The sequence below is a fragment of the Actinacidiphila alni genome (assembly GCF_900112845.1).
In the GTDB taxonomy this organism is placed as follows: Bacteria; Actinomycetota; Actinomycetes; order Streptomycetales; family Streptomycetaceae; genus Actinacidiphila; species Actinacidiphila alni.
Genome location: NZ_FONG01000005.1, coordinates 93,150 through 118,635, shown reverse-complemented (window position 1 = coordinate 118,635; position 25,486 = coordinate 93,150). Strand labels below are relative to the sequence as shown.

The 25,486-nt window shown below is 71.2% G+C and carries 22 protein-coding genes; 3 read left to right on the top strand and 19 right to left on the bottom strand.

Annotated features, from left to right (window positions below; translation table 11 throughout):
- Positions 1–20: 20 nt before the first annotated feature.
- Entirely contained in the window at positions 21–896 is an 876-nt protein-coding gene (locus BM076_RS10310) for a class I SAM-dependent methyltransferase (protein ID WP_093713387.1), read from the top strand.
- Positions 897–973: 77 nt separating this feature from the next.
- Positions 974–1,555 carry a TetR/AcrR family transcriptional regulator gene (locus BM076_RS10305; protein WP_245795949.1) on the top strand — a complete coding sequence of 194 codons (582 nt, stop codon included), beginning with the start codon at positions 974–976 and terminating at the stop codon, positions 1,553–1,555.
- A 73-nt stretch (positions 1,556–1,628) separates the two neighbouring features.
- On the opposite strand, the gene nuoN is transcribed toward BM076_RS10305, so the two are convergent.
- From nuoN to BM076_RS10235, 14 genes are read right to left on the bottom strand one after another with little or no spacing between them, the layout of a single operon-like run.
- Positions 1,629–3,269: an NADH-quinone oxidoreductase subunit NuoN gene (gene nuoN / locus BM076_RS10300; RefSeq protein ID WP_093713138.1), complete on the bottom strand. Its 1,641-nt coding sequence runs from the start codon at positions 3,267–3,269 to the stop codon at positions 1,629–1,631.
- A 26-nt stretch (positions 3,270–3,295) separates the two neighbouring features.
- A complete protein-coding gene (locus BM076_RS10295; protein ID WP_093713137.1) occupies positions 3,296–4,891 on the bottom strand; it encodes an NADH-quinone oxidoreductase subunit M in 1,596 nt (531 codons plus the stop codon).
- Between the two features lie 6 nt (positions 4,892–4,897).
- Entirely contained in the window at positions 4,898–6,802 is a 1,905-nt protein-coding gene (gene nuoL, locus BM076_RS10290; RefSeq protein ID WP_093713136.1) for an NADH-quinone oxidoreductase subunit L, read from the bottom strand.
- Positions 6,803–6,815: 13 nt separating this feature from the next.
- Positions 6,816–7,115, bottom strand: a complete 300-nt coding sequence (nuoK, locus tag BM076_RS10285) for an NADH-quinone oxidoreductase subunit NuoK (RefSeq protein ID WP_033177728.1) — start codon at positions 7,113–7,115, stop codon at positions 6,816–6,818.
- The gene (locus BM076_RS10280; RefSeq protein WP_093713135.1) at positions 7,112–8,038 is read right to left on the bottom strand and encodes an NADH-quinone oxidoreductase subunit J; all 927 of its coding nucleotides are present in this window, start codon (positions 8,036–8,038) and stop codon (positions 7,112–7,114) included. The genes nuoK and BM076_RS10280 overlap by 4 nt, the downstream gene beginning before the upstream one ends.
- Positions 8,035–8,697, bottom strand: a complete 663-nt coding sequence (nuoI, locus tag BM076_RS10275; RefSeq protein WP_245795947.1) for an NADH-quinone oxidoreductase subunit NuoI — start codon at positions 8,695–8,697, stop codon at positions 8,035–8,037. The genes BM076_RS10280 and nuoI overlap by 4 nt, the downstream gene beginning before the upstream one ends.
- Complete coding sequence (gene nuoH, locus BM076_RS10270) at positions 8,690–10,099, bottom strand: NADH-quinone oxidoreductase subunit NuoH (protein ID WP_245795945.1); 1,410 nt, start codon at positions 10,097–10,099, stop codon at positions 8,690–8,692. Before nuoH ends, nuoI begins: the two co-directional genes overlap by 8 nt.
- Positions 10,096–12,594 carry an NADH-quinone oxidoreductase subunit G gene (locus BM076_RS10265; RefSeq protein WP_093713134.1) on the bottom strand — a complete coding sequence of 833 codons (2,499 nt, stop codon included), beginning with the start codon at positions 12,592–12,594 and terminating at the stop codon, positions 10,096–10,098. The genes nuoH and BM076_RS10265 overlap by 4 nt, the downstream gene beginning before the upstream one ends.
- Positions 12,591–13,925, bottom strand: coding sequence for an NADH-quinone oxidoreductase subunit NuoF (gene nuoF, locus BM076_RS10260; protein WP_093713133.1), 1,335 nt, complete (start codon positions 13,923–13,925; stop codon positions 12,591–12,593). Before nuoF ends, BM076_RS10265 begins: the two co-directional genes overlap by 4 nt.
- Complete coding sequence (nuoE, locus tag BM076_RS10255; protein WP_093713132.1) at positions 13,925–14,812, bottom strand: NADH-quinone oxidoreductase subunit NuoE; 888 nt, start codon at positions 14,810–14,812, stop codon at positions 13,925–13,927. The genes nuoF and nuoE overlap by 1 nt, the downstream gene beginning before the upstream one ends.
- A gap of 5 nt (positions 14,813–14,817) precedes the next feature.
- The gene (locus BM076_RS10250) at positions 14,818–16,152 is read right to left on the bottom strand and encodes an NADH-quinone oxidoreductase subunit D (protein WP_093713131.1); all 1,335 of its coding nucleotides are present in this window, start codon (positions 16,150–16,152) and stop codon (positions 14,818–14,820) included.
- The gene (locus BM076_RS10245) at positions 16,152–16,865 is read right to left on the bottom strand and encodes an NADH-quinone oxidoreductase subunit C (protein WP_093713130.1); all 714 of its coding nucleotides are present in this window, start codon (positions 16,863–16,865) and stop codon (positions 16,152–16,154) included. Before BM076_RS10245 ends, BM076_RS10250 begins: the two co-directional genes overlap by 1 nt.
- A complete protein-coding gene (locus BM076_RS10240; RefSeq protein ID WP_093713129.1) occupies positions 16,862–17,416 on the bottom strand; it encodes a NuoB/complex I 20 kDa subunit family protein in 555 nt (184 codons plus the stop codon). Before BM076_RS10240 ends, BM076_RS10245 begins: the two co-directional genes overlap by 4 nt.
- Before the next feature lie 54 nt (positions 17,417–17,470).
- The gene (locus BM076_RS10235; protein WP_093713128.1) at positions 17,471–17,830 is read right to left on the bottom strand and encodes an NADH-quinone oxidoreductase subunit A; all 360 of its coding nucleotides are present in this window, start codon (positions 17,828–17,830) and stop codon (positions 17,471–17,473) included.
- A 711-nt stretch (positions 17,831–18,541) separates the two neighbouring features.
- On the opposite strand from BM076_RS10235, the gene BM076_RS10230 reads away from it, so the two are divergent.
- The gene (locus BM076_RS10230) at positions 18,542–19,390 is read left to right on the top strand and encodes a C40 family peptidase (protein ID WP_245795943.1); all 849 of its coding nucleotides are present in this window, start codon (positions 18,542–18,544) and stop codon (positions 19,388–19,390) included.
- A gap of 158 nt (positions 19,391–19,548) precedes the next feature.
- On the opposite strand, the gene BM076_RS10225 is transcribed toward BM076_RS10230, so the two are convergent.
- The 5 genes from BM076_RS10225 to BM076_RS10205 form a co-directional block, all read right to left on the bottom strand.
- Positions 19,549–21,198 carry a COG1361 family protein gene (locus tag BM076_RS10225; RefSeq protein WP_143120549.1) on the bottom strand — a complete coding sequence of 550 codons (1,650 nt, stop codon included), beginning with the start codon at positions 21,196–21,198 and terminating at the stop codon, positions 19,549–19,551.
- A complete protein-coding gene (locus tag BM076_RS38290) occupies positions 21,186–21,443 on the bottom strand; it encodes a DUF397 domain-containing protein (RefSeq protein ID WP_093713125.1) in 258 nt (85 codons plus the stop codon). The genes BM076_RS10225 and BM076_RS38290 overlap by 13 nt, the downstream gene beginning before the upstream one ends.
- A gap of 271 nt (positions 21,444–21,714) precedes the next feature.
- Positions 21,715–22,473, bottom strand: coding sequence for an MgtC/SapB family protein (locus BM076_RS10215; RefSeq protein WP_093713124.1), 759 nt, complete (start codon positions 22,471–22,473; stop codon positions 21,715–21,717).
- Positions 22,474–22,476: 3 nt separating this feature from the next.
- Positions 22,477–23,763, bottom strand: coding sequence for a geranylgeranyl reductase family protein (locus tag BM076_RS10210; RefSeq protein ID WP_093713123.1), 1,287 nt, complete (start codon positions 23,761–23,763; stop codon positions 22,477–22,479).
- Positions 23,764–23,926: 163 nt separating this feature from the next.
- Entirely contained in the window at positions 23,927–25,345 is a 1,419-nt protein-coding gene (locus tag BM076_RS10205; RefSeq protein WP_093713122.1) for a hypothetical protein, read from the bottom strand.
- Between the last annotated feature and the right edge of the window lie 141 nt (positions 25,346–25,486).

The following is a 25,486-nucleotide window of genomic DNA, read 5'->3' as shown; positions in this document are numbered from 1 at the left end:
GAGGGAGCACCGTGAACGCCTTGGACGACGCCCACGCCGACGCCGAGGGCTTCAATGCACTCGATGCCCTCGACGCTTTCGACGCTTTCGAGCGGCGGGCCTGGGAGGGGCGGGCGGAGGCGTACAGGGGGAGTTTCGCGGCGCTGTGCGCGTATCCGGTGGGGATGCTGCTCGACGCCGCCGGGGTCGGGGGCGGGGGCGGGAGCCGGAGGGTGCTGGACGCCGGGACCGGGCCCGGGACGGTGGCCGGGGCGGCGGTGGGGCGCGGGGCCGAGGTGGTGGCGGTGGACGCCGAGCCGTCGATGGTCGCGCTGGCCGCCGAGGCGGTGCCGGAGGCCGAGGTGCGGCATGCGGTGCTGCCGGAACTGCCGTTCCCCGACGGGCACTTCGACGCCGTGGTGAGCAATTTCGTGCTCAATCACGTGGGCCGGCCGCGGGCGGTGCTCGCGGCGCTGCGGCGGGTGACGCGGCCGGGCGGACGGATCGCCGTGACGATCTGGACGTCGCCGCACGCGCCGGGCCAGGCGCTGCTCGGGCGGGCGGTGGCCGAGGCCGGGGTGGAGCGGCCCGCCGACGCGCCCGCGCTGACGGCGGCCGAGGACTTCCCGCGGACCGAGGAGGGCCTGGCCGGGATCCTCGCGGACGCCGGGCTGCCGGGCGCGGTCACCCGGACGGTCGGCTGGGACCACCTCGTCGATCCCGAGGTGTGGTGGAGCGGCCCGGCGGCGGGCATCGCGACGGTCGGGCAGCTCCTCGTCGCCCAGCCGCCGGAGGTGATCGCGGAGATCCGCGCCGCGTACGACCGGCTCAGCGAGGAATTCCTGCGGCCGGACGGGCGGCTCGCGCTGCCGCACACCGCCCTGCTGGCCTCGTCCGTCGTCCCGGAGCGGCGCTGAGGTCTCCGTACGCGCTCCGTACAATGGAGGGCGAGGGTAAACGGAGAACCCTCCGGATCACCCCCGCAGGAGGAACCGTGCCCGACGCCGAGCCGCGCCCGCAGTCGCACCCGCACCCCCAGCGCTCCGACGCGCTGAAGAACCGGGAGGCGATCCTCCAGGTCGCCCATGACGCGCTCGCCGAGTCCGGGAACGCCTCGCTCAATTCGATCGCCAAGCGCGCGGGCGTCGGGCCCGGCACCCTCTACCGGCACTTCCCGACCCGCGAGGCGCTGATCCTGGCCGTCTACCGGCACGACATCGACCGCCTGGTCGCCTCCGTCCCCGACCTGCTGGCCGCGCACGCGGACGCGCCGCTGGACGCGCTGCGGCAGTGGTTCCTCACCCTCGCCCGCTACGTACGGATCAAGCACGGCCTCGGTGACGCCCTGAACTCGGCCGCCACCCAGGAGGTCACCAGCGCCACCTGGCCGCCGGTCAGCGCCGCCGTACGGGAGCTGCTGGACGCCTGCGAGCGCTCCGGGGACGTACGGCCGGGCCTCGATCCCGTCGACGTCGTCATGCTGCTCGGCTGCCTGTGGCGTACGCCCGAGACGCCGGAGGGCGCGGCCCAGGCCGAGCGGCTGCTGGAACTGGCCATCGCCGGCATGCAGCCGTAGGAGCGCCCCGCACACAGCGAACAGCCCCCGGGGCCCAAGAACAACGGCACCCGGGGGCTGTTCAGGAAAAGCGTCAGCGGACGAACACGCCCGCCTTGTCCGCCAGATCCAGGAAGTACTGCGGCGCGAGCCCCAGCACCAGCGTCACCGCCACACCGATCGCGATCGCGGTCGACGTCAGCGGGCTCGGCACGGCGACCGACGGGCCGTCCGGCTTCGGCTCGCTGAAGAACATCAGCACGATCACCCGGATGTAGAAGAACGCCGCGATCGCCGACGAGATCACACCGACGATGACCAGCGGCATCGCCCCGCCCTGCGCCGCGGCCTTGAAGACCGCGAACTTCCCCGCGAAACCGGACGTCAGCGGGATGCCCGCGAAGGCCAGCAGGAAGACCGCGAAGACCGCGGCCACCAGCGGGGAGCGGCGGCCGAGCCCGGCCCACCGCGACAGGTGCGTGGCCTCGCCGCTCGCGTCGCGCACCAGCGTGACGACCGCGAAGGCGCCGAGCGTCACGAAGGAGTACGCGCCCAGGTAGAACAGCACCGACGAGACGCCGTCCGGAGTGGTCGCGATGACACCGGCGAGGATGAAGCCGGCGTGCGCGACGGACGAGTACGCCAGCAGCCGCTTCACATCGGTCTGCGTCACGGCGATGATCGCGCCGACCAGCATCGTGAGGATCGCGACGCCCCACATGACCGGGCGCCAGTCCCAGCGCATGCCCGGCAGCACCACGTACAGCAGCCGCAGCAGCGCGCCGAAGGCGGCCACCTTGGTCGCGGCGGCCATGAAGCCGGTGACCGGGGTGGGCGCGCCCTGGTAGACGTCCGGGGTCCACATGTGGAACGGCACGGCGCCGACCTTGAACAGCAGGCCCATCGCGACCATGGCGACACCGATCAGCAGCAGCGCGTCGTTGCCGGTGGAGTCCGCGAGTGCCGGGGTCATCGGGGCGGTGCCGTCGATGACCGACGAGATCCCGCCGTAGGTGACGGTGCCGGAGTAGCCGTAGAGCAGGGCGATCCCGAAGAGCAGGAAGGCCGAGGAGAAGGCGCCGAGCAGGAAGTACTTGACGGCGGCTTCCTGCGACATCAGGCGGTTGCGGCGGGCCAGCGCGCACAGGATGTACAGCGGCAGCGAGAAGACCTCAAGGGCGACGAAGAGCGTCAGCAGGTCGTTCGCGGCCGGGAAGACCAGCATGCCGCCGACCGCGAAGAGCAGCAGCGGGAAGACCTCGGTGGTGGTGAAGCCGGCCCGGACCGCGGCCTTCTCCTGGTCGCCGCCGGGTACGGCCGAGCCCTGCGCCGCGAAGGAGTCGACGTGATTGCCGTGCGCCTTGGGGTCCAGGCGCCGCTCGGCGAAGGTGAAGACGGCGACCAGCGCGACCAGCAGGATCGTGCCCTGGAGGAAGAGCGCGGGGCCGTCCACGGCGACGGCGCCCATCGCGGCGACATGCGCCTTGGTGGTGCCGTAGCCCTTCTCGGCGAGCGCGACCACGGCGGCGAAGGCCGCCGCCAGGCCGACCACGGAGAGCACGAGCTGCGCGGTGTAGCGGGAGCGGCGCGGCAGGAACGCCTCCAACAGGATGCCCACCATCGCCACACCGAAGACGATCAGCACCGGTGAGAGCTGGGCGTACTCGATGTGCGGTGCCGGGATCTTGTCGGCGACCGGCGCCGCGGTCGTCCACAGGCTGTGGACGGCGCCCACGCCTGCGGCTCCCTTGTCTGCTGCGCTCACTTCTTCGCCTCCAGCGCGGGCTTGGGATCGGTCTTGTGCACGTCGGAGAGCGTGTGCTTGACCGACGGGTTGAGGATGTCGGTCACCGGCTTCGGGTACACGCCGAGGAAGAGCAGCAGCGCGATCAGCGGTGCCACCACGACCAGTTCGCGGACCTTCAGGTCGGACATGCCCTCGATCCCGGCCTTGACCGGGCCGGTCATCGTGCGCTGGTAGAGCACCAGCACGTACAGCGCGGCCAGCACGATGCCCAGGGTGGCGACGATGCCGATCACCGGGTAGCGGGTGAACGTGCCGACCAGCACCAGGAATTCACTGACGAAGGGCGCCAGGCCCGGCAGCGACAGGGTGGCCAGACCGCCGATCAGGAAGGTCCCGGCCAGCACCGGCGCCACCTTCTGCACCCCGCCGAAGTCGGCGATCAGGCGCGAGCCGCGCCGGGTGATCAGGAAGCCGGCGACCAGCATCAGCGCGGCCGTCGAGATGCCGTGGTTGATCATGTACAGCGCCGCGCCGCTCTGGCCCTGGCTGGTCATCGCGAAGATGCCCAGGATGATGAAGCCGAAGTGCGAGATCGACGCGTACGCGATCAGCCGCTTGATGTCCCGCTGGCCGACGGCCAGCAGCGCGCCGTAGATGACGCCGATCAGCGCGAGCACCAGGATCGTCGGCGTCGCCCACTTGGACGCCTCCGGGAAGAGCTGGAGGCAGTAGCGCAGCATCGCGAAGGTGCCGACCTTGTCGACGACCGCCGTGATCAGTACGGCGACCGGCGCGGTGGACTCGCCCATCGCGTTCGGCAGCCAGGTGTGCAGCGGCCACAGCGGCGCCTTCACCGCGAAGGCGAAGAAGAAGCCGAGGAACAGCCAGCGTTCGGTGGACGTCTCGATGTGCAGCTTGCCCGAGCCGCGCGCCGCCAGGATCTCCTGGAGCGAGAAGGTGCCCTGGCCGAGCTGCTTGGCGGTGACCGCGTAGAGGCCGATCACCGCGGCCAGCATGATCAGACCGCCGGCCAGGTTGTAGAGCAGGAATTTGACCGCCGCGTACGACCGCTGCCGGGCCGCCTCCTCCTCACCGGCCGCGTGCGCCCGGTCGCCGAAGCCGCCGATGAGGAAGTACATCGGGATCAGCATGGCTTCGAAGAAGATGTAGAAGAGAAAGACGTCGGTGGCCTCGAAGGAGAGCACCACCATCGCCTCGACCAGCAGGATCAGCGCGAAGAAGCCCTGCGTCGGGCGCCACCGCCGGTTGGGGTTGACGTCTTCCAGGGGGTCGGCGTCGTGCCAGCCGGCCAGCATCACGAAGGGAATCAGCAGCGCGGTCAGGGCGACCAGCGTGACGCCGATGCCGTCCACGCCGAGGTCGTAGCGGAGCCCGAAGTCCTTGATCCAGGCGTGCGATTCGGTGAGCTGGTAGCGGTCGCCGTCCGGGTCGAAACGGACCAGGGCGACGATCGCGAGCACCAGCGTGGCCACCGAGAACAGCAGCGCCGTGTACTTGGCGGCACTCCGTTTCGCGGCGGGGACCGCCGCGGTGACGACGGCGCCGACCGCGGGGACCGCGGCCGTCACTGTGAGCAGAGGAAACGACATCAGCTATCAGACCGCCCTCATCAGAAGAGTCGCGGCGACGAGCACCGCTGAGCCGCCGAGCATCGAGACGGCGTACGACCGTACGTAGCCGTTCTGCAGCTTGCGGAGGCGGCCGGACAGGCCGCCGACCGAGGCGGCCGTGCCGTTGACGACGCCGTCGACCAGGGAGTGGTCGAGGTAGACCAGCGAGCGGGTGAGGTGCTCGCCGCCGCGGACGAGGACGACGTGGTTGAAGTCGTCCTGGAGCAGGTCGCGGCGGGCCGCCCGGGTCAGGAGCGAGCCGCGCGGCGCGACCGCGGGGACCGAGCGGCGCGCGTACATCGCCCAGGCGATGCCGACGCCGATGACCAGCGCGACCATCGTGCCCGCGGTGACGGTGCCGGCGCTGACCGGCGAGTCGCCCTCGCTGTGCCCGGTGACCGGCTCCAGCCACTTCACGAAGGAGGAGTTGATGCTGAACAGGCCACCGGCGAGCACCGAGCCGAACGCCAGGATGATCATGGGGATCGTCATGGACGACGGCGACTCGTGCGGGTGCGGCTCGTGGCCATCGGCGTCCGGCACCCACCGCTTCTCGCCGAAGAACGTCATGATCATCACGCGCGTCATGTAGAAGGCGGTGATCGCGGCGCCCAGCAGGGCGCAGCAGCCGAGGATCCAGCCCTCGGTGCCGCCCTTGGCGAAGGCAGCCTCGATGATCTTGTCCTTGGAGAAGAAGCCGGACAGGCCCGGGAAGCCGATGATCGCCAGGTAGCCGAGGCCGAAGGTGACGAAGGTGACCGGCATGTACTTGCGCAGGCCGCCGTAACGCCGCATGTCGACCTCGTCGTTCATGCCGTGCATCACGGAACCGGCGCCGAGGAAGAGGCCGGCCTTGAAGAAGCCGTGCGTCACCAGGTGCATGATCGCGAAGACGTAGCCGATCGGGCCGAGCCCGGCCGCCATGATCATGTAGCCGATCTGCGACATCGTCGAACCAGCGAGCGCCTTCTTGATGTCGTCCTTCGCGCAACCGACGATCGCACCGAACAGCAGCGTGACCGCGCCGACCGTGACCACGGCCGTCTGCGCGTCCGGCGCCGCGTTGAAGATCGCGCCGGAGCGGGTGATCAGGTAGACGCCCGCGGTCACCATGGTGGCGGCGTGGATCAGGGCCGAGACCGGGGTCGGGCCCTCCATCGCGTCGCCGAGCCAGGACTGCAGCGGCACCTGGGCCGACTTGCCGCAGGCGGCCAGCAGCAGCATGAAGCCGATACCGGTGACGGTGGCGTGCTGGGTGGTCGACGCCTCCTGCGCCTTCGGCAGGATGTCCGCGAAGGCGAACGAGCCGAAGGTGGTGAACATCAGCATGATGCCCACCGACAGGCCGATGTCGCCGACCCGGTTGACCAGGAACGCCTTCTTCGCCGCGGTCGCCGCGCTCGGCTTGTGCTGCCAGAAGCCGATCAGCAGGTACGAGGCGAGGCCGACGCCCTCCCAACCGGCGTACAGCAGGAAGTAGTTGTCGGCGAGCACCAGCAGCAGCATCGCCGCCAGGAACAGGTTGAGGTAGCCGAAGAAGCGGCGGCGGCGCTCGTCGTGCTCCATGTAGCCGATCGAGTAGATGTGGATCAGCGTGCCCACACCGGTGATCAGCAGCACGAACGTCATCGACAACTGGTCGAGCTGGAAGCCGACGTCGGCACGGAAGCCGCCGACCGGCACCCAGGTGAACAGGTGCGAGTGCAGGCCGCGGTCGTCGGCGTCCTTGCCGAGCATGTTCGCGAACAGGGCCACGCCGAGCGCGAACGACACCAGGGCGAGCAGCGTGCCGAGCCAGTGGCCGACGCGGTCGAGCCGCTTGCCTCCGGTCAGCAGGATGCCCGCGCCCAGCAGCGGCGACGCGACCAGCAGTCCGATCAGGTTCTCCACTGTCGCAGCCCCTCTACAGCTTCATGAGATTGGCGTCGTCGACCGAGGCCGAGTGGCGGGAGCGGAAGATCGACACGATGATCGCCAGGCCCACCACGACCTCCGCGGCGGCCACGACCATCGTGAAGAACGCGATCACCTGGCCGTCGAGGTTGCCGTGCAGCCGCGAGAAGGTGACGAACGCCAGATTGCAGGCGTTCAGCATCAGCTCGACGCACATGAAGACCACGATCGCGTTGCGCCGGATCAGTACGCCCGCCGCGCCGATGGTGAACAGCAGCGCCGACAGGTACAGGTAGTTGGCCGGATTCACTTGGCACCTTCCTCGGCCCGCTCGGATTCGTGCTCCCGGCCGGACTCGCGCTCGGTCCGCTCCTCGCGGCCGGCCCGGTCGCCGCCGGGACCCTGCGCGAGCCGCACCGGCTCGACCCGGTCGGGGTCGCGCTCCAGCCACTCCTCGGAGCGCTGCTCCAGCGCGGCCAGCCGCTCCAGCGCGTCCGCGGACACGTCACGGATCTGGCCGCGGCCGCGCAGCGTGCCGAACACCGACTTCTCGGCGATCGAGCCGTCGGGCAGCAGCGCGGGCACGTCCACCGCGTTGTGCCGGGCGTACGTGCCGGGCGCGGGCAGCGGCGCGACGTGCACGCCCTCGCGCACGCGCGCCTCGGACAGCTCCCGCTGGGTGCTGCGCCGTTCGGTGCGCTCGCGGTGCGTGAGGACCATCGCGCCGATGGCCGCGGTGATCAGCAGCGCGCCGGTGATCTCGAAGGACCACACGTACTTGGTGAAGATCAGCCGGGCCAGACCCGGCACATTGCCCGCCGAGTTGGCCTGGCCGGTGCCGGCGAAGGTGTCGAGCGAGGCGTTGCCGATCCCGGCGATCAGCAGGATGCCGAAGCCGAGCCCGCAGGCGGCGGCCAGCCAGCGCTGGCCCTTGAGCGTCTCCTTCAGCGAGTCGGCGGCGGTGATGCCGACCAGCATGACGACGAAGAGGAAGAGCATCATGATCGCGCCTGTGTAGACGACGATCTGCACGATGCCCAGGAAATACGCGCCCTGCGCCAGGTAGAAGATCGCGAGCACGATCATCGTCCCGGCCAGCGACAGCGCGCTGTGCACCGACTTCTTCATCAGGACGGTGCCGAGCGCGCCGAGCACGGCGACGGTGCCGAGGATCCAGAACTGGACGGCCTCACCGGTGGAGGTCTGGGTCGCGGCGGCGGCGAGCTGCATCATGCCTCCGCCCCCGTTCCCGCGGGAGTGCCGCCGCCGGGCGCGGACGCCGTCTCCGTACCGAAGTCCGGGGCGCCGCCGTCCGCGGTCGGCTCGACGTTCTCGTCCGGCTTCTCGCCCTTGGAGACGGCGACCTGCCGTACGGTGCCGGGCGCGGCCTCGGTGACCGCGCCGCGGTAGTAGTCGCCCTCGTCCATGCCGGGGAAGATCGAGTGCGGGGACTCGACCATGCCCTCCTCCAGGCCGGCCAGCAGCTGCTCCTTGGTGAAGATCAGCGACTCGCGGGTCCGGTCGGCCAGTTCGTACTCGTTGGTCATCGTCAGCGCGCGCGTCGGGCACGCCTCGATGCACAGGCCGCACAGGATGCAGCGGGCGTAGTTGATCTGGTAGACGCGGCCGTAGCGCTCGCCCGGGGAGTAGCGCTCCTCCTCGGTGTTGTCCGCGCCCTCCACGTAGATCGCGTCCGCCGGGCAGGCCCACGCGCACAGCTCGCAGCCGACGCACTTCTCCAGGCCGTCCGGGTGCCGGTTGAGCTGGTGGCGGCCGTGGAAACGCGGGGCGGTGGGCTTCTTGTACTCGGGGTACTGCTCGGTCAGCCGCTTCTTGAACATGGCCTTGAAGGTCACGCCGAAGCCTGCGACCGGGCCGAGGAACTCAGGCATCGCCGTCCTCCGTCTTCTCCTGCTCACTGTCCGCGGTGTCGGAGCCGGCGGCTCCCACGAGTTGTGGCTGCGCCCGGCTGGGCCGCCGCGGCACCCGCTGCGCCTGCTGTCCCGGCAACGGCGGTACGGGGTAGCCGCCGGCCATCGGGTCGAACCGGTCCGGTGGCGCCTCCCCCAGCCTTCGGCCGGGGGTGCCCCCACCGCCCTGCGCGGTCTTCTTCTCCTCGCGGTCCCGGAAGATGTCCGCGATGAGCGAGATCAGCAGCAGGGCGATCACCACCCCGCCGATGTAGAGCACGATCTTGGTGAAGCTGTAGTCCTCGTTGCGCATCGCGCGAACGGCGGCCACCAGCATCAGCCAGACCATCGAGACCGGGATGAGCACCTTCCAGCCGAGCTTCATGAACTGGTCGTAGCGGACCCGGGGCAGGGTGCCGCGCAGCCAGATGAAGAAGAACAGCAGCAGCTGGACCTTGACGATGAACCAGAGCATCGGCCACCAGCCGTGGTTCGCGCCCTCCCAGAAGGTGCTGATCGGCCAGGGGGCCCGCCAGCCGCCGAGGAAGAGGGTCGTCGCGACCGCGGAGACCGTCACCATGTTCACGTACTCGGCGAGCATGAACAGCGCGAACTTGATCGAGCTGTACTCGGTGTTGAAGCCGCCGACGAGGTCGCCCTCGGACTCCGGCATGTCGAACGGGGCGCGGTTGGTCTCGCCGACCATCGCGATGATGTAGATGATCAGCGAGACCGGCAGCAGGATCGCGTACCAGCGGTCGTGCTGCGCCTCGACGATCGTCGACGTCGACATCGAGCCGGAGTAGAGGAAGACCGCCGCGAAGGACAGGCCCATCGCGATCTCGTACGAGATCATCTGCGCGGACGCGCGCAGGCCGCCGAGCAGCGGGTAGGTGGAGCCGGACGACCAGCCCGCGAGCACGATGCCGTAGATGCCGACCGACGCGGTGGCCAGGATGAACAGCAGGCCGATCGGCAGGTCGGTGAGCTGGAGTGCCGTGCGCTGCCCGAAGATCGACACCTCGTTGTCGGCGGGGCCGAAGGGGATCACCGCGAAGGCCATGAAGGCCGGGATCGCCGCCACGATGGGCGCGAGGATGAACACCACCTTGTCGGCCCGCTTGACGATGATGTCTTCCTTGAGCATCAGCTTCACACCGTCGGCGAGCGACTGGAGCATGCCCCAGGGGCCGTGCCGGTTGGGGCCGATGCGCAGCTGCATCCAGGCGACGACCTTGCGCTCCCACACGATGGCGACCAGCACGGTGAGCATCGCGAAGGCGAAGCAGAACACCGCCTTGACCAGGATCAGCCACCAGGTGTCGTTGCCGAACATCGACAGGTCCTCTGTCGTGGCGGCGAGCTGGGTCATGGGCGCGCTCATCGCGGACCTTCCTCTTCCGTGACCTCGGCGGCAGCGCCGACGGAGACGACCTGGCCGGGTCGGGCACCGGTGTCGGAGGCGACACCGCCGCCGGCCGAGTTGAGCGGCAGCCACACCACCCGGTCGGGCATCGCGGTGACCACCAGCGGCAGCGCGACCGTGCCCGCGGGCCCGGTCACCGTCAGCAGATCGCCGTCGGCGGCGCCGGCCTCGGCGGCGGTCGCGGCCGACAGCCGGGCGACGGCCGCGTGCCGGGTGCCGGCCAGCGCGTCGTCGCCGTCCTGGAGCCGGCCCTGGTCCAGCAGCAGCCGGTGTCCGGCGAGCAGCGCCTGCCCCGGCTCGGGGCGCGGCAGCGGCGCCGCGCTCTCCAGCGGGGCGGAGCCGTACGGGCCGTCCCAGCCGGCCAGCCGGTCCAGTTCGGCGCGGGCGCCGCGCACGTCGGACAGGCCGAGGCGGACGTCGAGCGCGTCGGCGAGCATCGTCAGGACGCGGGCGTCGGGCAGCTGGTGCCGGGTGACGGCCTGGTCGGGCTTGATCGCCGCCTCGAACATCCGGGCGCGGCCTTCCCAGTTGAGGAAGGTGCCGCTCTTCTCGGCGACCGCGGCGACCGGCAGCACCACATCGGCGCGGTCGGTGACCTCGCTGGGCCGCTGCTCCAGGCTGACCAGGAAGCCGACCTCGTCCAGTGCCCGGCGGGCGCGGGCCGGGTCCGGCAGGTCCGCGACCTCGACACCGCCGACGACCAGCGCGGCCAGTTCGCCCGCGGCGGCGGCCTCGACGATCTGGCCGGTGTCGCGGCCGAAGCGGTGCGGCAGCTCCGGCAGCCCCCACACCGAGGCGACCTCGGCGCGGGCCCGCGGGTCGGTGACCGGACGGCCGCCGGGCAGCAGGCCCGGCAGGGCGCCCGCCTCGACGGCGCCGCGCTCACCGGCCCGGCGCGGGATCCACGCCAGGGTGGCGCCGGTGGCGGTGGCCAGCCGGACCGCGGCGGTCAGGGCGCCGGGCACGGTCGCGAGCCGCTCGCCGACCACGATGACCGCGCCCTCGGCGCGCAGCGCCTCGGCGGCGGCCACCCCGGCCTCGTCCAGCCCGATCCGGCCGGCCAGCGCGTCCAGCCACTCCGGTTCGGTGCCGGGCGCGGCCGGCAGCAGGATGCCGCCCGCCTTCTCCAGACCGCGGGTGGCGTGCGTGGCCAGCGCGTACGTCTGCTGCTTGCGCTTGCGGTGGGCCTTGCGCAGCCGCAGGAAGACCCCGGGGGCCTCCTCCTCGGCCTCAAGTCCGGCCAGCAGGACGGCCGGTGCCTTCTCCAGCTCGGTGTACGTCAGGCCCGTGCCGGACAGGTCCAGGCCGCGCCCGGCGACCGTGGCGGCCAGGAAGTCGGCCTCCTCGGCGGAGTGCGGACGGGCCCTGAAGTCCACGTCATTGGTGCCGAGGACGACGCGGGCGAACTTCGCGTACGCGTAGGAGTCCTCGACGGTGAGCCGGCCGCCGGTCAGTACCGCGGCCCGGCCGTGCGCCGCGGTCAGCCCGGCCGCGGCGGCGGCCAGCGCCTCCGGCCAGGAGGCCGGGACGAGTTCGCCGTCGGCGTTGCGGACCAGCGGGTGGGTCAGCCGGTCGGGGCGCTGCGCGTAGCGGAAGCCGAAGCGGCCCTTGTCGCAGATCCACTCCTCGTTGACCTGCGGGTCGTCGGCGGCCATCCGCCGCATGACCTTGCCGCGCCGGTGGTCGGTGCGGGTGGCGCAGCCGCCCGCGCAGTGCTCGCACACCGACGGCGACGACACCAGGTCGAACGGCCGGGAGCGGAAGCGGTACGCGGCCGAGGTGAGCGCGCCGACCGGGCAGATCTGGATGGTGTTGCCGGAGAAGTACGACTCGAAGGGGTCGCCGGTGCCGGTGCCGACCTGCTGGAGGGCGCCGCGTTCCAGCAGCTCGATCATCGGGTCGCCCGCCACCTGGTTGCTGAAGCGGGTGCAGCGCGCACACAGCACGCACCGCTCACGGTCCAGCAGCACCTGGGTGGAGATCGGTACCGGCTTCTCGTACGTGCGCTTCTTGCCCTCGAAGCGGGTGTCGGGGTCGCCGACCGCCATCGCCTGGTTCTGCAGCGGGCACTCGCCGCCCTTGTCGCAGACCGGGCAGTCCAGCGGGTGGTTGATCAGCAGCAGCTCCATCACACCGCGCTGCGCCTTCTGCGCCACCGGTGAGGAGAGCTGGGTGCTGATCACCATGCCGTCGGTGCAGGTGATCGTGCAGGACGCGACCGGCTTGCGCTGGCCCTCGATCTCCACGATGCACTGGCGGCAGGCGCCGACCGGGTCGAGCAGCGGGTGGTCGCAGAACCGCGGGATCTCGATGCCGAGCAGTTCGGCGGCCCTGATGACCAGCGTCCCCTTGGGGACGGACACCGGGATGCCGTCGATCCGCACGGTGATCAGGTCCTCGGGCGGGACCGCGGAACCGCCCCCTGCGGAGGCTGCGTTGGTAGTGACGGTCACGCGTGGGCCTCCGTACGGGACGTGTCGGCCCAGGCGGTGGAGCGGGCCGGGTCGAAGGGGCAGCCCCCGCGCTCGATGTGCTCCTCGTACTCCGCGCGGAAGTGCTTCAGGGAGGAGAAGATCGGGGCGGCGGCGCCGTCGCCGAGTGCGCAGAAGGACTTGCCGTTGATGTTGTCGGCGATGTCGTTGAGCTTGTCCAGGTCCTCGGGGCGGCCCTTACCTGCCTCGATGTCGCGCAGCAACTGGACCAGCCAGTAGGTGCCTTCACGGCACGGCGTGCACTTGCCGCACGACTCGTGCGCGTAGAACTCGGTCCAGCGGGTGACCGCCCGCACCACGCAGGTGGTCTCGTCGAAGCACTGGAGCGCCTTGGTGCCGAGCATCGATCCGGCGGCGCCGACGCCCTCGTAGTCCAGCGGGACGTCCAGCTGCTCGTCGGTGAACATCGGGGTGGAGGAGCCGCCCGGCGTCCAGAACTTCAGCCGGTGCCCCGGGCGCATGCCGCCGCCGAGGTCGAGCAGCTGCCGCAGCGTGATGCCCAGCGGCGCCTCGTACTGGCCGGGACGGGCGACGTGTCCGGACAGCGAGTAGAGCGTGAAGCCCGGGGACTTCTCGCTGCCCATCGACTTGAACCAGTCCTTGCCGCGGTTCATGATCGCGGGAACCGACGCGATCGACTCCACGTTGTTCACCACGGTGGGACACGCGTACAGGCCCTCGACGGCCGGGAAGGGCGGGCGCAGCCGGGGCTGGCCGCGGCGTCCTTCCAGCGAGTCGAGCAGCGCGGTCTCCTCACCGCAGATGTACGCGCCGGCGCCCGCGTGCACGGTCAGCTCCAGGTCGAAGCCGCTGCCCTGGATGTCCTTGCCGAGGTAGCCGGCCTCGTACGCCTCGCGGACGGCCTCGTGCAGCCGGCGCAGGACGGGGACGGTCTCGCCGCGCAGGTAGATGAAGGCGTGGTTGGAGCGGATCGCGTAACAGGCGATGATCATGCCCTCGATGAGGGAGTGCGGGTTGGCGAAGAGCAGCGGGATGTCCTTGCAGGTGCCCGGCTCCGACTCGTCCGCGTTGACCACGAGGTAGTGCGGCTTGCCGTCGCCCTGCGGGATGAACTGCCACTTCATGCCGGTCGGGAAGCCGGCGCCGCCGCGCCCGCGCAGCCCGGAGTCCTTCACGTACGCGATGACGTCGTCCTGCGCCATCGCCAGGGCCTTGGCCATGCCCTGGTAGCCGTCGTGCCTGCGGTAGCTGGCCAGCGTCCAGGACTCCGCTTCGTCCCAGTGCGCCGACAGCACCGGCGCGAGCAGCTTCTCCGCCGAGTCCACGGTCATCACTCGCCCTCCTCCTGGTTGGCGTTGTCGGCCACCGGGTCGGCCGGGTGCGCCGGGTCCGACTCGGCGGTGCGGCTGGGCGCGTCGTGCGAGCTGGGGTGCTCGGCGGGCGACGGGGTGCCGCTCGGCGTCGGGGCCTGGTCGCCGAAGTCGGCGGCGGAGCCGCCGCGCTGGCCGACCACCCGGGAGGGCGCCTCGCCCTTGTGCAGCCGCAGGCCCGCCAGCGAGGCGGGGCCCGCGCCGCCGCTCGCCTCGACGGCGCCGGGGCGCTCGTCGGGGAAGCCGGCCAGGATGCGGGCGGTCTCCTTGTACGTGCACAGCGGGGCGCCGCGGGTCGGGCGCACCTCGCGGCCGGCGATCAGGTCGTCCACCAACTGCTTGGCGGACTCCGGCGTCTGGTTGTCGAAGAACTCCCAGTTGATCATCACCACGGGAGCGAAGTCGCAGGCCGCGTTGCACTCGATGTGCTCCAGCGTGACCTTGCCGTCCTCGGTCGTCTCGTCGTTGCCGACGCCGAGGTGCTGCTTCAGCTCGTCGAAGATCTGGTCGCCGCCCATGACCGCGCACAGCGTGTTGGTGCAGACGCCGACCTGGTAGTCGCCGGACGGCTGCCGCCGGTACATGGTGTAGAAGGTCGCGACCGCGGTGACCTCGGCCGTCGTCAGGTCCAGCATCTCCGCGCAGAAGCGGATGCCGGTCCTGGAGACGTACCCCTCCTCGGACTGCACCAGGTGCAGCAGCGGCAGCAGGGCGCTGCGCGATCCGGGGTAGCGGGCGATCACTTCCTTGGCGTCGGCCTCCAGCCGGGCGCGGGCGTCGGCCGGGAAGTCCGGGGCGGGCAGCTGCGGGATGCCGAGCGAGACTCCTGCGGTGGCACCCATGGCCATGTCTGTCATCGGTCGACGCCTCCCATCACGGGGTCGATGGACGCCACCGCGACGATGACGTCGGCGACCTGGCCGCCCTCGCACATCGCCGCCATGGTCTGGAGATTGGTGAAGGACGGGTCCCGGAAGTGCACCCGGAACGGTCGGGTGCCGCCGTCGCTGACCGCGTGCACCCCCAGTTCGCCCTTGGCCGACTCGATCGCCGCGTAGGACTGTCCTGCCGGGACCCGGAAGCCCTCGGTCACCAGCTTGAAGTGGTGGATCAGGGACTCCATCGAGGTGCCCATGATCTTCTTGATGTGGTCCAGCGAGTTGCCCATGCCGTCGGGGCCGAGGGCGAGCTGCGCGGGCCAGGCGATCTTCTTGTCCTCGACCATCACCGGGCCCGGCGCGAGCCGGTCCAGCACCTGCTCGACGATCCGCAGGCTCTGGTGCATCTCCTCCAGGCGGACCCGGAAGCGGCCGTAGGAGTCGCAGGTGTCCTCGGTGGGCACCTCGAAGTCGTAGTTCTCGTAACCGCAGTACGGGTCGGACTTGCGCAGGTCGTGCGGGAGTCCGGCGGCGCGCAGAATCGGTCCTGTGGCGCCGAGCGCCATGCACCCGGCCAGGTCCAGGTAACCGACGTCCTGCATGCGGCCCTTGAAGATCGGGTTGCCGGTGGCGAGTTTGTCGTACTCCGGCAGGTTCTTCCGGAAGGTCTTGACGAACTCCCTGACCAGGTCGATCGCGCCGGGCGGCAGATCCTGCGCGAGGCCGCCGACGCGGACGTACGCGTGGTTCATCCGCAGGCCGGTGATCAGCTCGAAGATGTCGAGGATGTACTCGCGGTCGCGGAAGCCGTAGATCATGATCGTGGTCGCACCCAGCTCCATGCCGCCGGTGGCGATGCAGACCAGGTGGGACGCGATCCGGTTCAGCTCCATCATGAGCACACGGATGTCGGTGGCGCGCTGCGGGACCTGGTCGGTGATGCCGAGCAGCTTCTCGACGGCCAGGCAGTACGCCGTCTCGTTGAACAGCGGCGTCAGGTAGTCCATGCGCGTCACGAAGGTGGACCCCTGGGTCCACGTCCGGAACTCCATGTTCTTCTCGATGCCGGTGTGCAGGTAGCCGATCCCGGACCTGGCCTCGGTGACCGTCTCGCCGTCGATCTCCAGCATCAGCCGGAGCACACCGTGGGTGGACGGGTGCTGCGGGCCCATGTTGACGATGATGCGCTCGTCGTCGGCCTTGCCGACGCTCTCGGCCAGCTCGTCCCAGTCGCCGCCGGTGACCGTGAAGACCCGGCCCTCGGTGGTCTCGCGCTCCTCGGCCTGCTGGGGTGCGTGGTGCGTGCTCATCAGCTGTACGACCTCCGCTGGTCGGGAGCCGGGATCTGGGCGCCCTTGTACTCGACGGGGATGCCGCCGAGCGGGTAGTCCTTGCGCTGCGGGTGGCCGGGCCAGTCGTCCGGCATCATGATCCGGGTGAGCGCGGGGTGGCCGTCGAAGACGATGCCGAAGAAGTCGTACGTCTCGCGCTCGTGCCAGTCGTTCGTCGGGTAGACGGAGACGACCGAGGGGATGTGCGGGTCGGCGTCGGGGACGCTGACCTCCAGGCGGATCAGCCGGGAGTGGGTGACCGACCGCAGGTGGTAGACGGCGTGCAGCTCGCGGCCGGTGTCACCGGGGTAGTGCACACCGCTGACGCCGAGGCACAGCTCGAAGCGGAGCGCCGGGTCGTCGCGCAGGGTGCTCGCCACCCGGACCAGGTGTTCGCGGGCGATGTGGAAGGTCAGCTCGCCGCGGTCCACGACGGTCTTCTCGATCGCGTCGGCCGGCGGCAGGCCCTGCTCCTCCAGGGCGCCCTCCAGCTCGTCGGCGATCTCGTCGAAGACGCCGCCGTACGGCCTGCTGCTCGCGCCGGGCAGCCGCACGGTGCGGACCAGGCCGCCGTATCCGCTGGTGTCGCCGCCGTTGTTGGCGCCGAACATGCCCTTGCGGACGCCGATGATCTCGCCGGCGGCGTCGCGCTGATCGGGCAGGTTCTCCGGAGTCTGAGGTGCGTCGGTCACCGCAGCAGCCCCTTCATCTCGATCGTCGGGAGCGCCTTGCGGGCCGCCTCCTCCGCCTCGCGGGCCGCCTCTTCGCGGTTCACGCCGAGCTTGGAGTGCTGGATCTTCTCGTGCAGCTTGAGGATCGCGTCCAGCAGCATCTCGGGGCGCGGCGGGCAGCCGGGCAGGTAGATGTCGACGGGCACGATGTGGTCGACGCCCTGCACGATCGCGTAGTTGTTGAACATCCCGCCGCTGGAGGCGCAGACGCCCATCGAGATGACCCACTTGGGGTTCGGCATCTGGTCGTAGACCTGCCGCAGCACCGGCGCCATCTTCTGGCTGACCCGGCCGGCCACGATCATCAGGTCCGCCTGCCGCGGCGAGCCGCGGAAGACCTCCATGCCGAACCGGGCCATGTCGTACCGCCCGGCGCCCGCGGTCATCATCTCGATGGCGCAGCAGGCGAGGCCGAAGGTGGCCGGGAAGACCGACGCCTTACGTACCCAGCCGGCGGCGGTCTCCACGGTCGTGAGCAGGAATCCGCTCGGCAGTTTCTCTTCGATACCCATGCGTTGGCTCCTGGTCCCCTCTGGTCCCCTGGTCCCCTCGGTGTTCCCTCGTCCCTAGTCCCACTCCAGGCCGCCGCGGCGCCAGACGTAGGCGTAGGCGACGAAGACGGTGAGCACGAAGAGGAGCATCTCCACCAGCCCGAACATCCCCAGGCGGTCGAAGGTGACGGCCCACGGGTAGAGGAAGACGATCTCGATGTCGAAGACGATGAAGAGCATCGCCGTCAGGTAGTACTTGATCGGGAAGCGGCCGCCGCCGGCGGGCTGCGGGGTGGGCTCGATGCCGCACTCGTACGCTTCCAGTTTGGCCCTGTTGTACCGTTTCGGCCCGGTAAGTGAGGCCATGACAACGGAGAAGATCGCGAAGCCGGCCGCGAGGCCGCCCAGCACGAGGATGGGCGCGTAGGCGTTCACCGTCCCCCGCTCCTTCCTTTTCAGTCGCCAGTGACTGCGTGGGGGGTCTCCGCCGGCGGGCGGAGCACCTGGCGCCGACCTGCGGACCACCCCGCGAAACGACGAAGATCGCTTCTATGTGAGGCAGTTCACAAGCCTGAGCCGCCTGCATCCTATGCCTCCCGGTCTGTGATCTGCGACACGGGGTACGCCAAGACCTTTGTGATCTCCACCACCTGACGAACGATCATGAAGTCGGATGAGCGGTGATCATGGTGCACAACGCCCGCAAACGATCACTTCATGTCACAATCATCGACATCGTCGCTGGTCAGGGCAGTGTGCGCATTATCAAGGCGTGGGCCGCGGAAGCAAATTGGCGCTGGACGGAACGCCGTGATAGCGCGCGGCGAGCCGGCGGCCGGGGTCGCGGAGGCCGGGATTCACGCGGGATTCACGCGCGTGAAAGCGTGCACGAGCACATAGGCGGCAGCTCATTTCAAAACGGACCAAAGCGCTCGCCAAGCAAGATCGCAAACAGGGCATTTGAGCCGTGAGCACGTCAACTGTGTCGCATCCCACCTTTGTTGAACGGAACCATTCGTTCCTGATAGCCAGGGACGCATGTCCCCGAACCAGTTGCGGACCTCAGCGTCCGATCCCCATACCGCTCCGCAGGCCGACTCGCATATACGCCGCCGGCGGCACGCCGCGCCGGGCCGCCCGAACTGGGTGCGCAGGGCAGGACTCGTCGGCGGCGTCGTCAGCGCGATCGCTCTCGGCGGCTCGGCCGCCCCGGCCCTGGCCGACAACACCGACACCACCCCGGCGCACACCCCGGCCCACGGCATCCCCGCCGTGACCCCGGCGGACCTCGCCGCTTCCCTGAGCACCGCTGTCAGCGCGGAGGACGCCGCCGCGGCGATCGACCAGGCCGCCGCCGACCTCTCGCTGGACGCCGCCAAGGACCAGGCGGTCGCCGCCGCGGCCAAGGAGGCCGCCGCCACGAAGAAGAAGGCCGACGAGAAGGCCGCCGCCGAGGCGAAGGCCGCCAAGGCCGCCCAGGAGGCGCGTGAGCGCGCCGCCGCGCAGGCCGCCGCCTCCCGCTCCGCCGAGCGCACCACGCTCTCCACGGCGGCCACTTCGGCCCCCTCTCCCTCGGCGACCCCGTCCCCGTCCCCGTCGAGCACGCCGTCGAGCGACTCCACGGTCACGTCCACGGCCACCGGCAGCGCAGGGAAGCTGATCAGCTTCCTGAAGTCGCAGATCGGCAAGCCGTACGTCTACGGCGCCACCGGCCCCGACTCCTACGACTGCTCGGGCCTGACCCAGGTCGCCTACGCCACCGTCGGCGTCGACCTCCCGCGCACCTCGCAGGAACAGTCCAACGTCGGCACCCCGGTCTCGGTCTCCGACGTCCAGCCCGGCGACCTCATCTTCTGGGGCGGCCAGGGCAGCGCCTACCACGTGGGCGTCTACATCGGCGACGGCCAGTACCTGGACGCGGCCAACCCCTCGACACCGGTGGCGATCCACCCGATGTCCGACTACATGCCCGACTGGGCGGTCCGGGTCCTCTGACCCGCTCCACCCCTTTTCGGACGCTTTCCCCTTTTACGCCAGAAGGCCGCCGCAACGCCCTCCGGGGGCAACTCGCGGCGGCCTTCTGTCTGTTATGCGGCTTTCCTGCGCTTACGGCGCACCACGGAATTCCCGCTCAGACCTCCGGGAGGGACGGGTCAGGTGTCCACGGCTGGGGTGCGGCGGACGCGGGCCAGGGCGAAGAAGGCGCCGCCGATGGCGAGGGCAGTGGCAGCGCTCCAGGCGACCGGCCGGGCGCCGGAGTTGCCGGTGGAGGCGAGCGAGCCGCTGTCGTTCCCGGAGCCGCCCGTGGAACTGCTGGCGACGGCCGGGATCGCGGCCCCGTGCTGTCCGTCCGGCCGCGCCGAACCGCCGGTCCCCCCGGCGGAGCCCGTGCCGCCCGTCGCCGACGGGTCCGGGGACGGGCTGCCGGTGGCACCGCCGCGTACGCGGACGGTCAGCGGCGCGGTGTCGTCGGCATGCCGGGGGTCGAACGGCAGATCCTCGTCACCGTAGACCGTGGTGGTACGGACCAGGCCCTCGGTCACCGCGGGCGCGCCCGCGTCGATCCGCAGGGTGAAGGGCAGCCGGACCACCTGACCGGCCTTGAACGGGGCGTCGACCTCGCAGACGTACCTCGGTGCGCCGGGCTTGGACCCGGCGGGGCCGTCGCCCGCCCACACACCGCAGTTGCCCGGCACCTTCACCGCGGTGGTGCCCTTGGGGATGTCGACCATGACGCCGAGCTGACCGTCGGTGCCCAGCGCGTCCACGTCCACGGTGGCCGGGCCCTCGTTGCGCATCGACGCGATGACCACCACCGTGTCGCCGACCGACGCGCGGGCACTGTCGCCCCCGGCGACGAGATCCGCGGTGTTGTCGGTGCTGATCTTCCAGTCGGCGGTCACGGCGTCGCTCGCGAGGGCGGGGCCGTCCGGTACGAGCGAGAGCACCGGGCCGTGGCCGGCGGCCGTAGGCGCGTCACCGGTCGCCACGGTCACGCGGTAGCGCACCAGGTCCCACAGCGCGCGGTTGTTCACGTCGAGGCCGAGCGGAGCGGACAGCCTGTACTTGGTGCCGGGCGCCAGCGTGGCGGCGAAGTGGCACAGGGCGTCGTCGGCCAGCGACGGGAACGCCTTGTCGACGGCCTTGGTGCGGTAGACACAGTTGGAGAAGTGCCGCGTGAAGCCGAGACCGAGCGTGGTCGTCAACTCCAGGTCGGCTCCGGCGGCGGGGAGTTGGCCGGTGTTGGACACCGTGATGCCCGCGTCCAGCGTGTCGCCCGGTGTGGAGTGTTCCGTCTTCGGAAGCTGATTGACCACCAGCGCGACCTTGCCCACGGTGACCTTCACCGTCGTCGGGGTCAGCGTCGCTCCGTCCGCCGTGCCGGACAGCACCGCCGTGCCGCTGTCGCCGACCTCCGCGCCCGGCTTGGCGGCGAGTTCGGCCAGACCGCCCGCACCGAAGTGGAGCACGGGCTGCTTCCACTCACAGGTGTAGCCCGTGCACACCGTCGACGGCGTCACGTCGGCGAACGAGCTGATGCCCGACATGTCGAGGGTGACGTCGATGTTCGTGACGGCGGTGTTGTCGTCGTCGGAGTCCACCCGCCAGTCGATCTGCGGAAGGTGGAACGGGTCGGTGGGCTGGGGCAGCCCCACGGTGCTGAGCGCGATCAGCGGCAGCACCGGCTCATCGGCGGCCCGGACCGGTCCCGCGAAGACCGCCAGACCGAACAGCACGGCCGCGCCGACCGCCGGCGCGGCGGTCGAACGGCGCCATATCCCAAGAGCTTTCACAGTCGGCATCCCCCGGACACGTCCCTCGGAACCCGGCGTTCCTGTGCACCACAAGCGACTGCCGACAGTCCTCGAAGGTTGTACGGATCACACCGGTTCCGAGTTTGACCGCCCTTGAGGCCCGCCACGAACGCGGCGAACGCGTCCGCGCCGAAGCCGAGCACCGGCCCGGCCGGATCCTTGGAGTCTCGCACGGCAACGCCGCCGCCCGCGGGCGGGACGGTGCTGGTGACGCTCGCCGGGTGGCAGCCCAGTCCGGCTGTGGGACGCGGTCGAGGAGGCCGTCGGGCTGTGGGAGCACGCGGGTGCGCCGCATCTGGCGGAGTTCACGATGGCCGTCACGGCGGAGGGGCAGCGGGTGCGGATCGGCTCGGGCGACGGGCCGGGCTGGGCGCTGCCCGTATAGACGCGCGGATAGCGTCGAGGGTCGGGACGCACGGGAGGACGGGTATGGACGCGGAGGACGTACGGCGAACGGTGGCGGTCGGAGGGCTTCGCACGGCTGCGGGCCGCGCTGGAAGAGGGTTAGTCGGCGGACTCGTCCGCGACCGAGGAAACGCTGAGGAGTTCGGGGAAATCGGCGAGTTCGGCGACGAGACGCGCCGGATCGGTGGTGCCCTCGACGTCGACGGCGACCAGCGCCGTACCCGCCTCCGGGGCGGGGGCGTCCTCGTCGTCGGGGTGCCGCGCGGCGCGGTCGACCCGGACCTGGACCACACGGAAGCCCTGCGCGGCGGCGTGTTCCAGCACGCGGGTGAGGACACCGGTGCCGATCCGGTACGCCAGATGCAGCCGGGTGCGCTCGGGCGTGGCCAGGAAGGCGACGCGGCGGGTCAGCCACGGATAGCCCTGGACCACCAGGAAGTGCGCGAAGGTGACCCCGATGGCCAGCAGCGGCAGCCCGCCGCCGCAGGCCATGCCGACCGCGCAGGTCAGCCAGACGGTCGCCGCGGTGGTCAGCCCGCGGACCGCGTCGCGGCGCACGAAGATCAGGCCGCCGCCGATGAAACCGATGCCGGAGACGATCTGCGCGGCGACCCGCGACGGGTCGAACGACACGTTCTGCAGGCCCAGCACGGCGTTGAACCCGTGCTGGGACACCTCCATGAACAGCGCGCTGCCCACCCCGACCAGGGTGTGCGTGCGCAGCCCGGCGCTCTTCTGCTGTGTCGCCCGCTCGGCGCCGATCAGGGTGGACAGCAGCAGCGCGAGGCCGAGTTCGGCGAACTGCCGTGCCCCCTGGCCGGCGGCCGGGTCGAAGAGCGGGAAGGCGAGCTGTGACATCGGCTAGGCCCTGGGCGTGATCTTCGTCAGACCGTTGATCACGCGGTCCATCGCGTCGCCGCCGGTCGGGTCGGTGAGGTTCGCCAGCAGCTTCAGGCAGAAGCGCATCAGCATCGGGTGCGTCAGGCCGCGCTGGGTGGCGATCTGGAGGACCTTCGGGTTGCCGATCAGCTTCACGAAGGCGCGGCCGAGCGTGTAGTAGCCGCCGTAGGTGTCCTTGAGGATCTGCGGGTAGTTCTGCAGGGCCAGTTCGCGCTGCGCGGCGGTGGCGCGGGCGTGCGCCTGGGTGATGACGTCGGCCGCGATCTGGCCGGACTCCATCGCGTACGCGATGCCCTCGCCGTTGAACGGGTTGACCAGGCCGCCCGCGTCGCCGACCAGGACCAGGCCCTTGGTGTAGTGCGGCTTGCGGTTGAACGCCATCGGGAGGGCGGCGCCGCGGATCGGCTGCGTCATGTTGTCCGGGGTGAAGCCCCAGTCCTCCGGCATCGACGCGCACCACGTCTTGAGCACCTCGCGCCAGTCCAGCTCGCGGTAGGCGGAGGAGGAGTTGAGGATGCCGAGGCCGACGTTGGACGTGCCGTCCCCGAGGCCGAAGACCCAGCCGTAGCCGGGCAGTTGGCGGTCCTGCGGCCCGCGCCGGTCCCACAGCTCCAGCCACGACTCCAGGTAGTCGTCCTCGTGCCGCGGCGAGGTGAAGTACGTACGGACCGCGACGCCCATCGGCCGGTCCTCGCGGCGGTGCAGGCCCATCGCCAGTGACAGCCGGGTGGAGTTGCCGTCGGCGGCGACCACCAGCGGCGCGTGGAAGGTGACCGGCCGCTTCTCCTCGCCGAGCTTGGCCTCGACGCCGGTGATCCGGCCGGTGCGCGGGTCGGTGACCGGGCCGCCCACATTGCACCGCTCGTACAGCGTCGCGCCCGCCTTCACCGCCTGCTGGGCGAGGATGTCGTCGAAGTCGTCGCGCTTGCGGACCAGGCCGTAGTCCGGGTACGCGGCCAGGTCCGGCCAGTCCATCTCCAGGCGGACGCCGCCGCTGATGATGCGCAGGCCCTTGTTGCGCAGCCAGCCCGCCTCCTGCGAGATGTCGATGCCCATCGACACCAGCTGCTTGGTGGCGCGCGGGGTCAGGCCGTCGCCGCACACCTTCTCGCGCGGGAAGGCCGTCTTCTCCAGCAGCAGGACGTCCAGCCCGGACTTGGCCAGGTAGTACGCGGTCGTCGAGCCGGCGGGACCGGCGCCGACGACGATCACATCGGCGCTGCGCTCGGACAGGGCGGTGTCGGTCACGGTGGGCTCTCCCGTTTCGGCGAGTGACTGCTCGGTGGTGCCCGAGTCTATTTGGCCCGGCGGCCGGACGCGGCGGCGCCCGCCCCAACCGCGGGCCCGGCGGGTCGCCGGCCGGCCGCCCCGGGCGGCGTCGAGTGACGAACGTCCGTCGCCGGGCGGGCCGTTACGGCTTGTCCGGGCGTTCCGGGGTGATCAGGCCGAGGTCGAGGACGGGCGGCCCGGCCGGCTGCGGGGGTACGGACGGCTGCGGGGGCACGGCCGGCCGGGGCGGTACGGCGCCCCCGTACGCCGGGGCCGCCGCGTACGCCGCCGCCGCGTACGCCGCCTCCTCCCGCAGCAGCGCGGGCCGCGGACCCGTACCGCCGCCGAGGGCCCGCCGTACGTACGGTCCCGCCGCGACGGCGGCCACCGACCACAGCAGGCCGAAGAGCAGCGCGAACGCCACTCCCCCGCCCACCGACTGCCGGTTGGTCCAGGCGGACGCGTCGGACCCGCCGGACGCCGAACGCGCCGCCCCGAAGACGGACGTGGTGTCCGTGGAGGCGCCGCCCACCGCGACCAGGGCCGTGAACAGTACGGCGAACACTCCGGCCGCCAGGAAACCTTCGCCGCGCGTCGCCGTACGCCACGACACCAGCACGCCGTAGCCGACCGCGCACACCACGCCCGCGGCGACCGCGAGCACGCACGCCCAGCCGCCCCACACATGCGTCAGGTCCGACAGGCCGACCGTGTGGTCCGCCGTACGGGAGTCCTCGCCGCCGTACAGCGAGAAGGTCACCTTCAGCGGGCCGCCCCAGCCGACGGCGAGGCCCGCCGTGCCCAGATTCGGCAGCAGGACGGCGGCGGCCAGGACGCCCCAGCCGGTGATGTCGTCGCCGTACGCGACAGCCACGGCGAAGGCGATCGCGCCGCAGAGCAGGACCGCCAGGACGAGGCCGAGCGCGGCGGTCGTCACGACGCGCAGGGCGGCACGCGCCGCCGGGCGGGCGGCGAGCCAGGCCGCGCGGCCGGGCGCGGGCAGCGCCGCCAGGCCCGTGACCAGGCCGAGCAGCAGCGCGCCGCACACCACGGCGACGGGGCTCGGCGTCAGGCGCGTGCTGTCGATGGTCAGCGGCGCGGCCAGCGCCAGCGCCAGGGCGGCCACCGCGGAGACGACCGCGGCCCGTACCGCGGCTTGGTGGCCTCCGGCCCGGACGAAGTAACGCAGCGCCAGCCACAGCACGGCGATCCACAGGAGTGTCACGGTCAGCGGGACCACCGTGTACGACGCGTGGGCGGACGGCGCGCCCGTCAGGCCGGAGCCGGCGATCGTGCCGTCGCTGGAGGAGAAGGCTTCTCCGTAGCCGACGCCGGTCTCGCGCAGCGAGGTCTTCGCGGTCAGGGAGGGGCCGATGCCCTGGAGGAGGGCGGCCAGGGAGATGCGGGTGCGGTCCCACCAGCCGACGGTCGGTTCGTGGACCGCCGGGCCGGTTGCCGCGCCGATCACCGCGGCGAGGGTGAGGAGTGCCCCTGCCGGGGCCGCGCCGGCCGCTGCCGGGCGGGACCACGGGCCCGCTCCGAACACCCCGTTGATCTGCATCGGGCCACCCTATGGTCCCCCGCCCGGACCCGCCCGGCCTTTTCCCGACCCGCCCCTGCGCGGAGGAGGGTGCCCCTACCAGGGGCATGCGGAGGAGGGTGCCCTTCCAGGGGCGCGGGGAACTGCGCGCTCAGGCCGCGC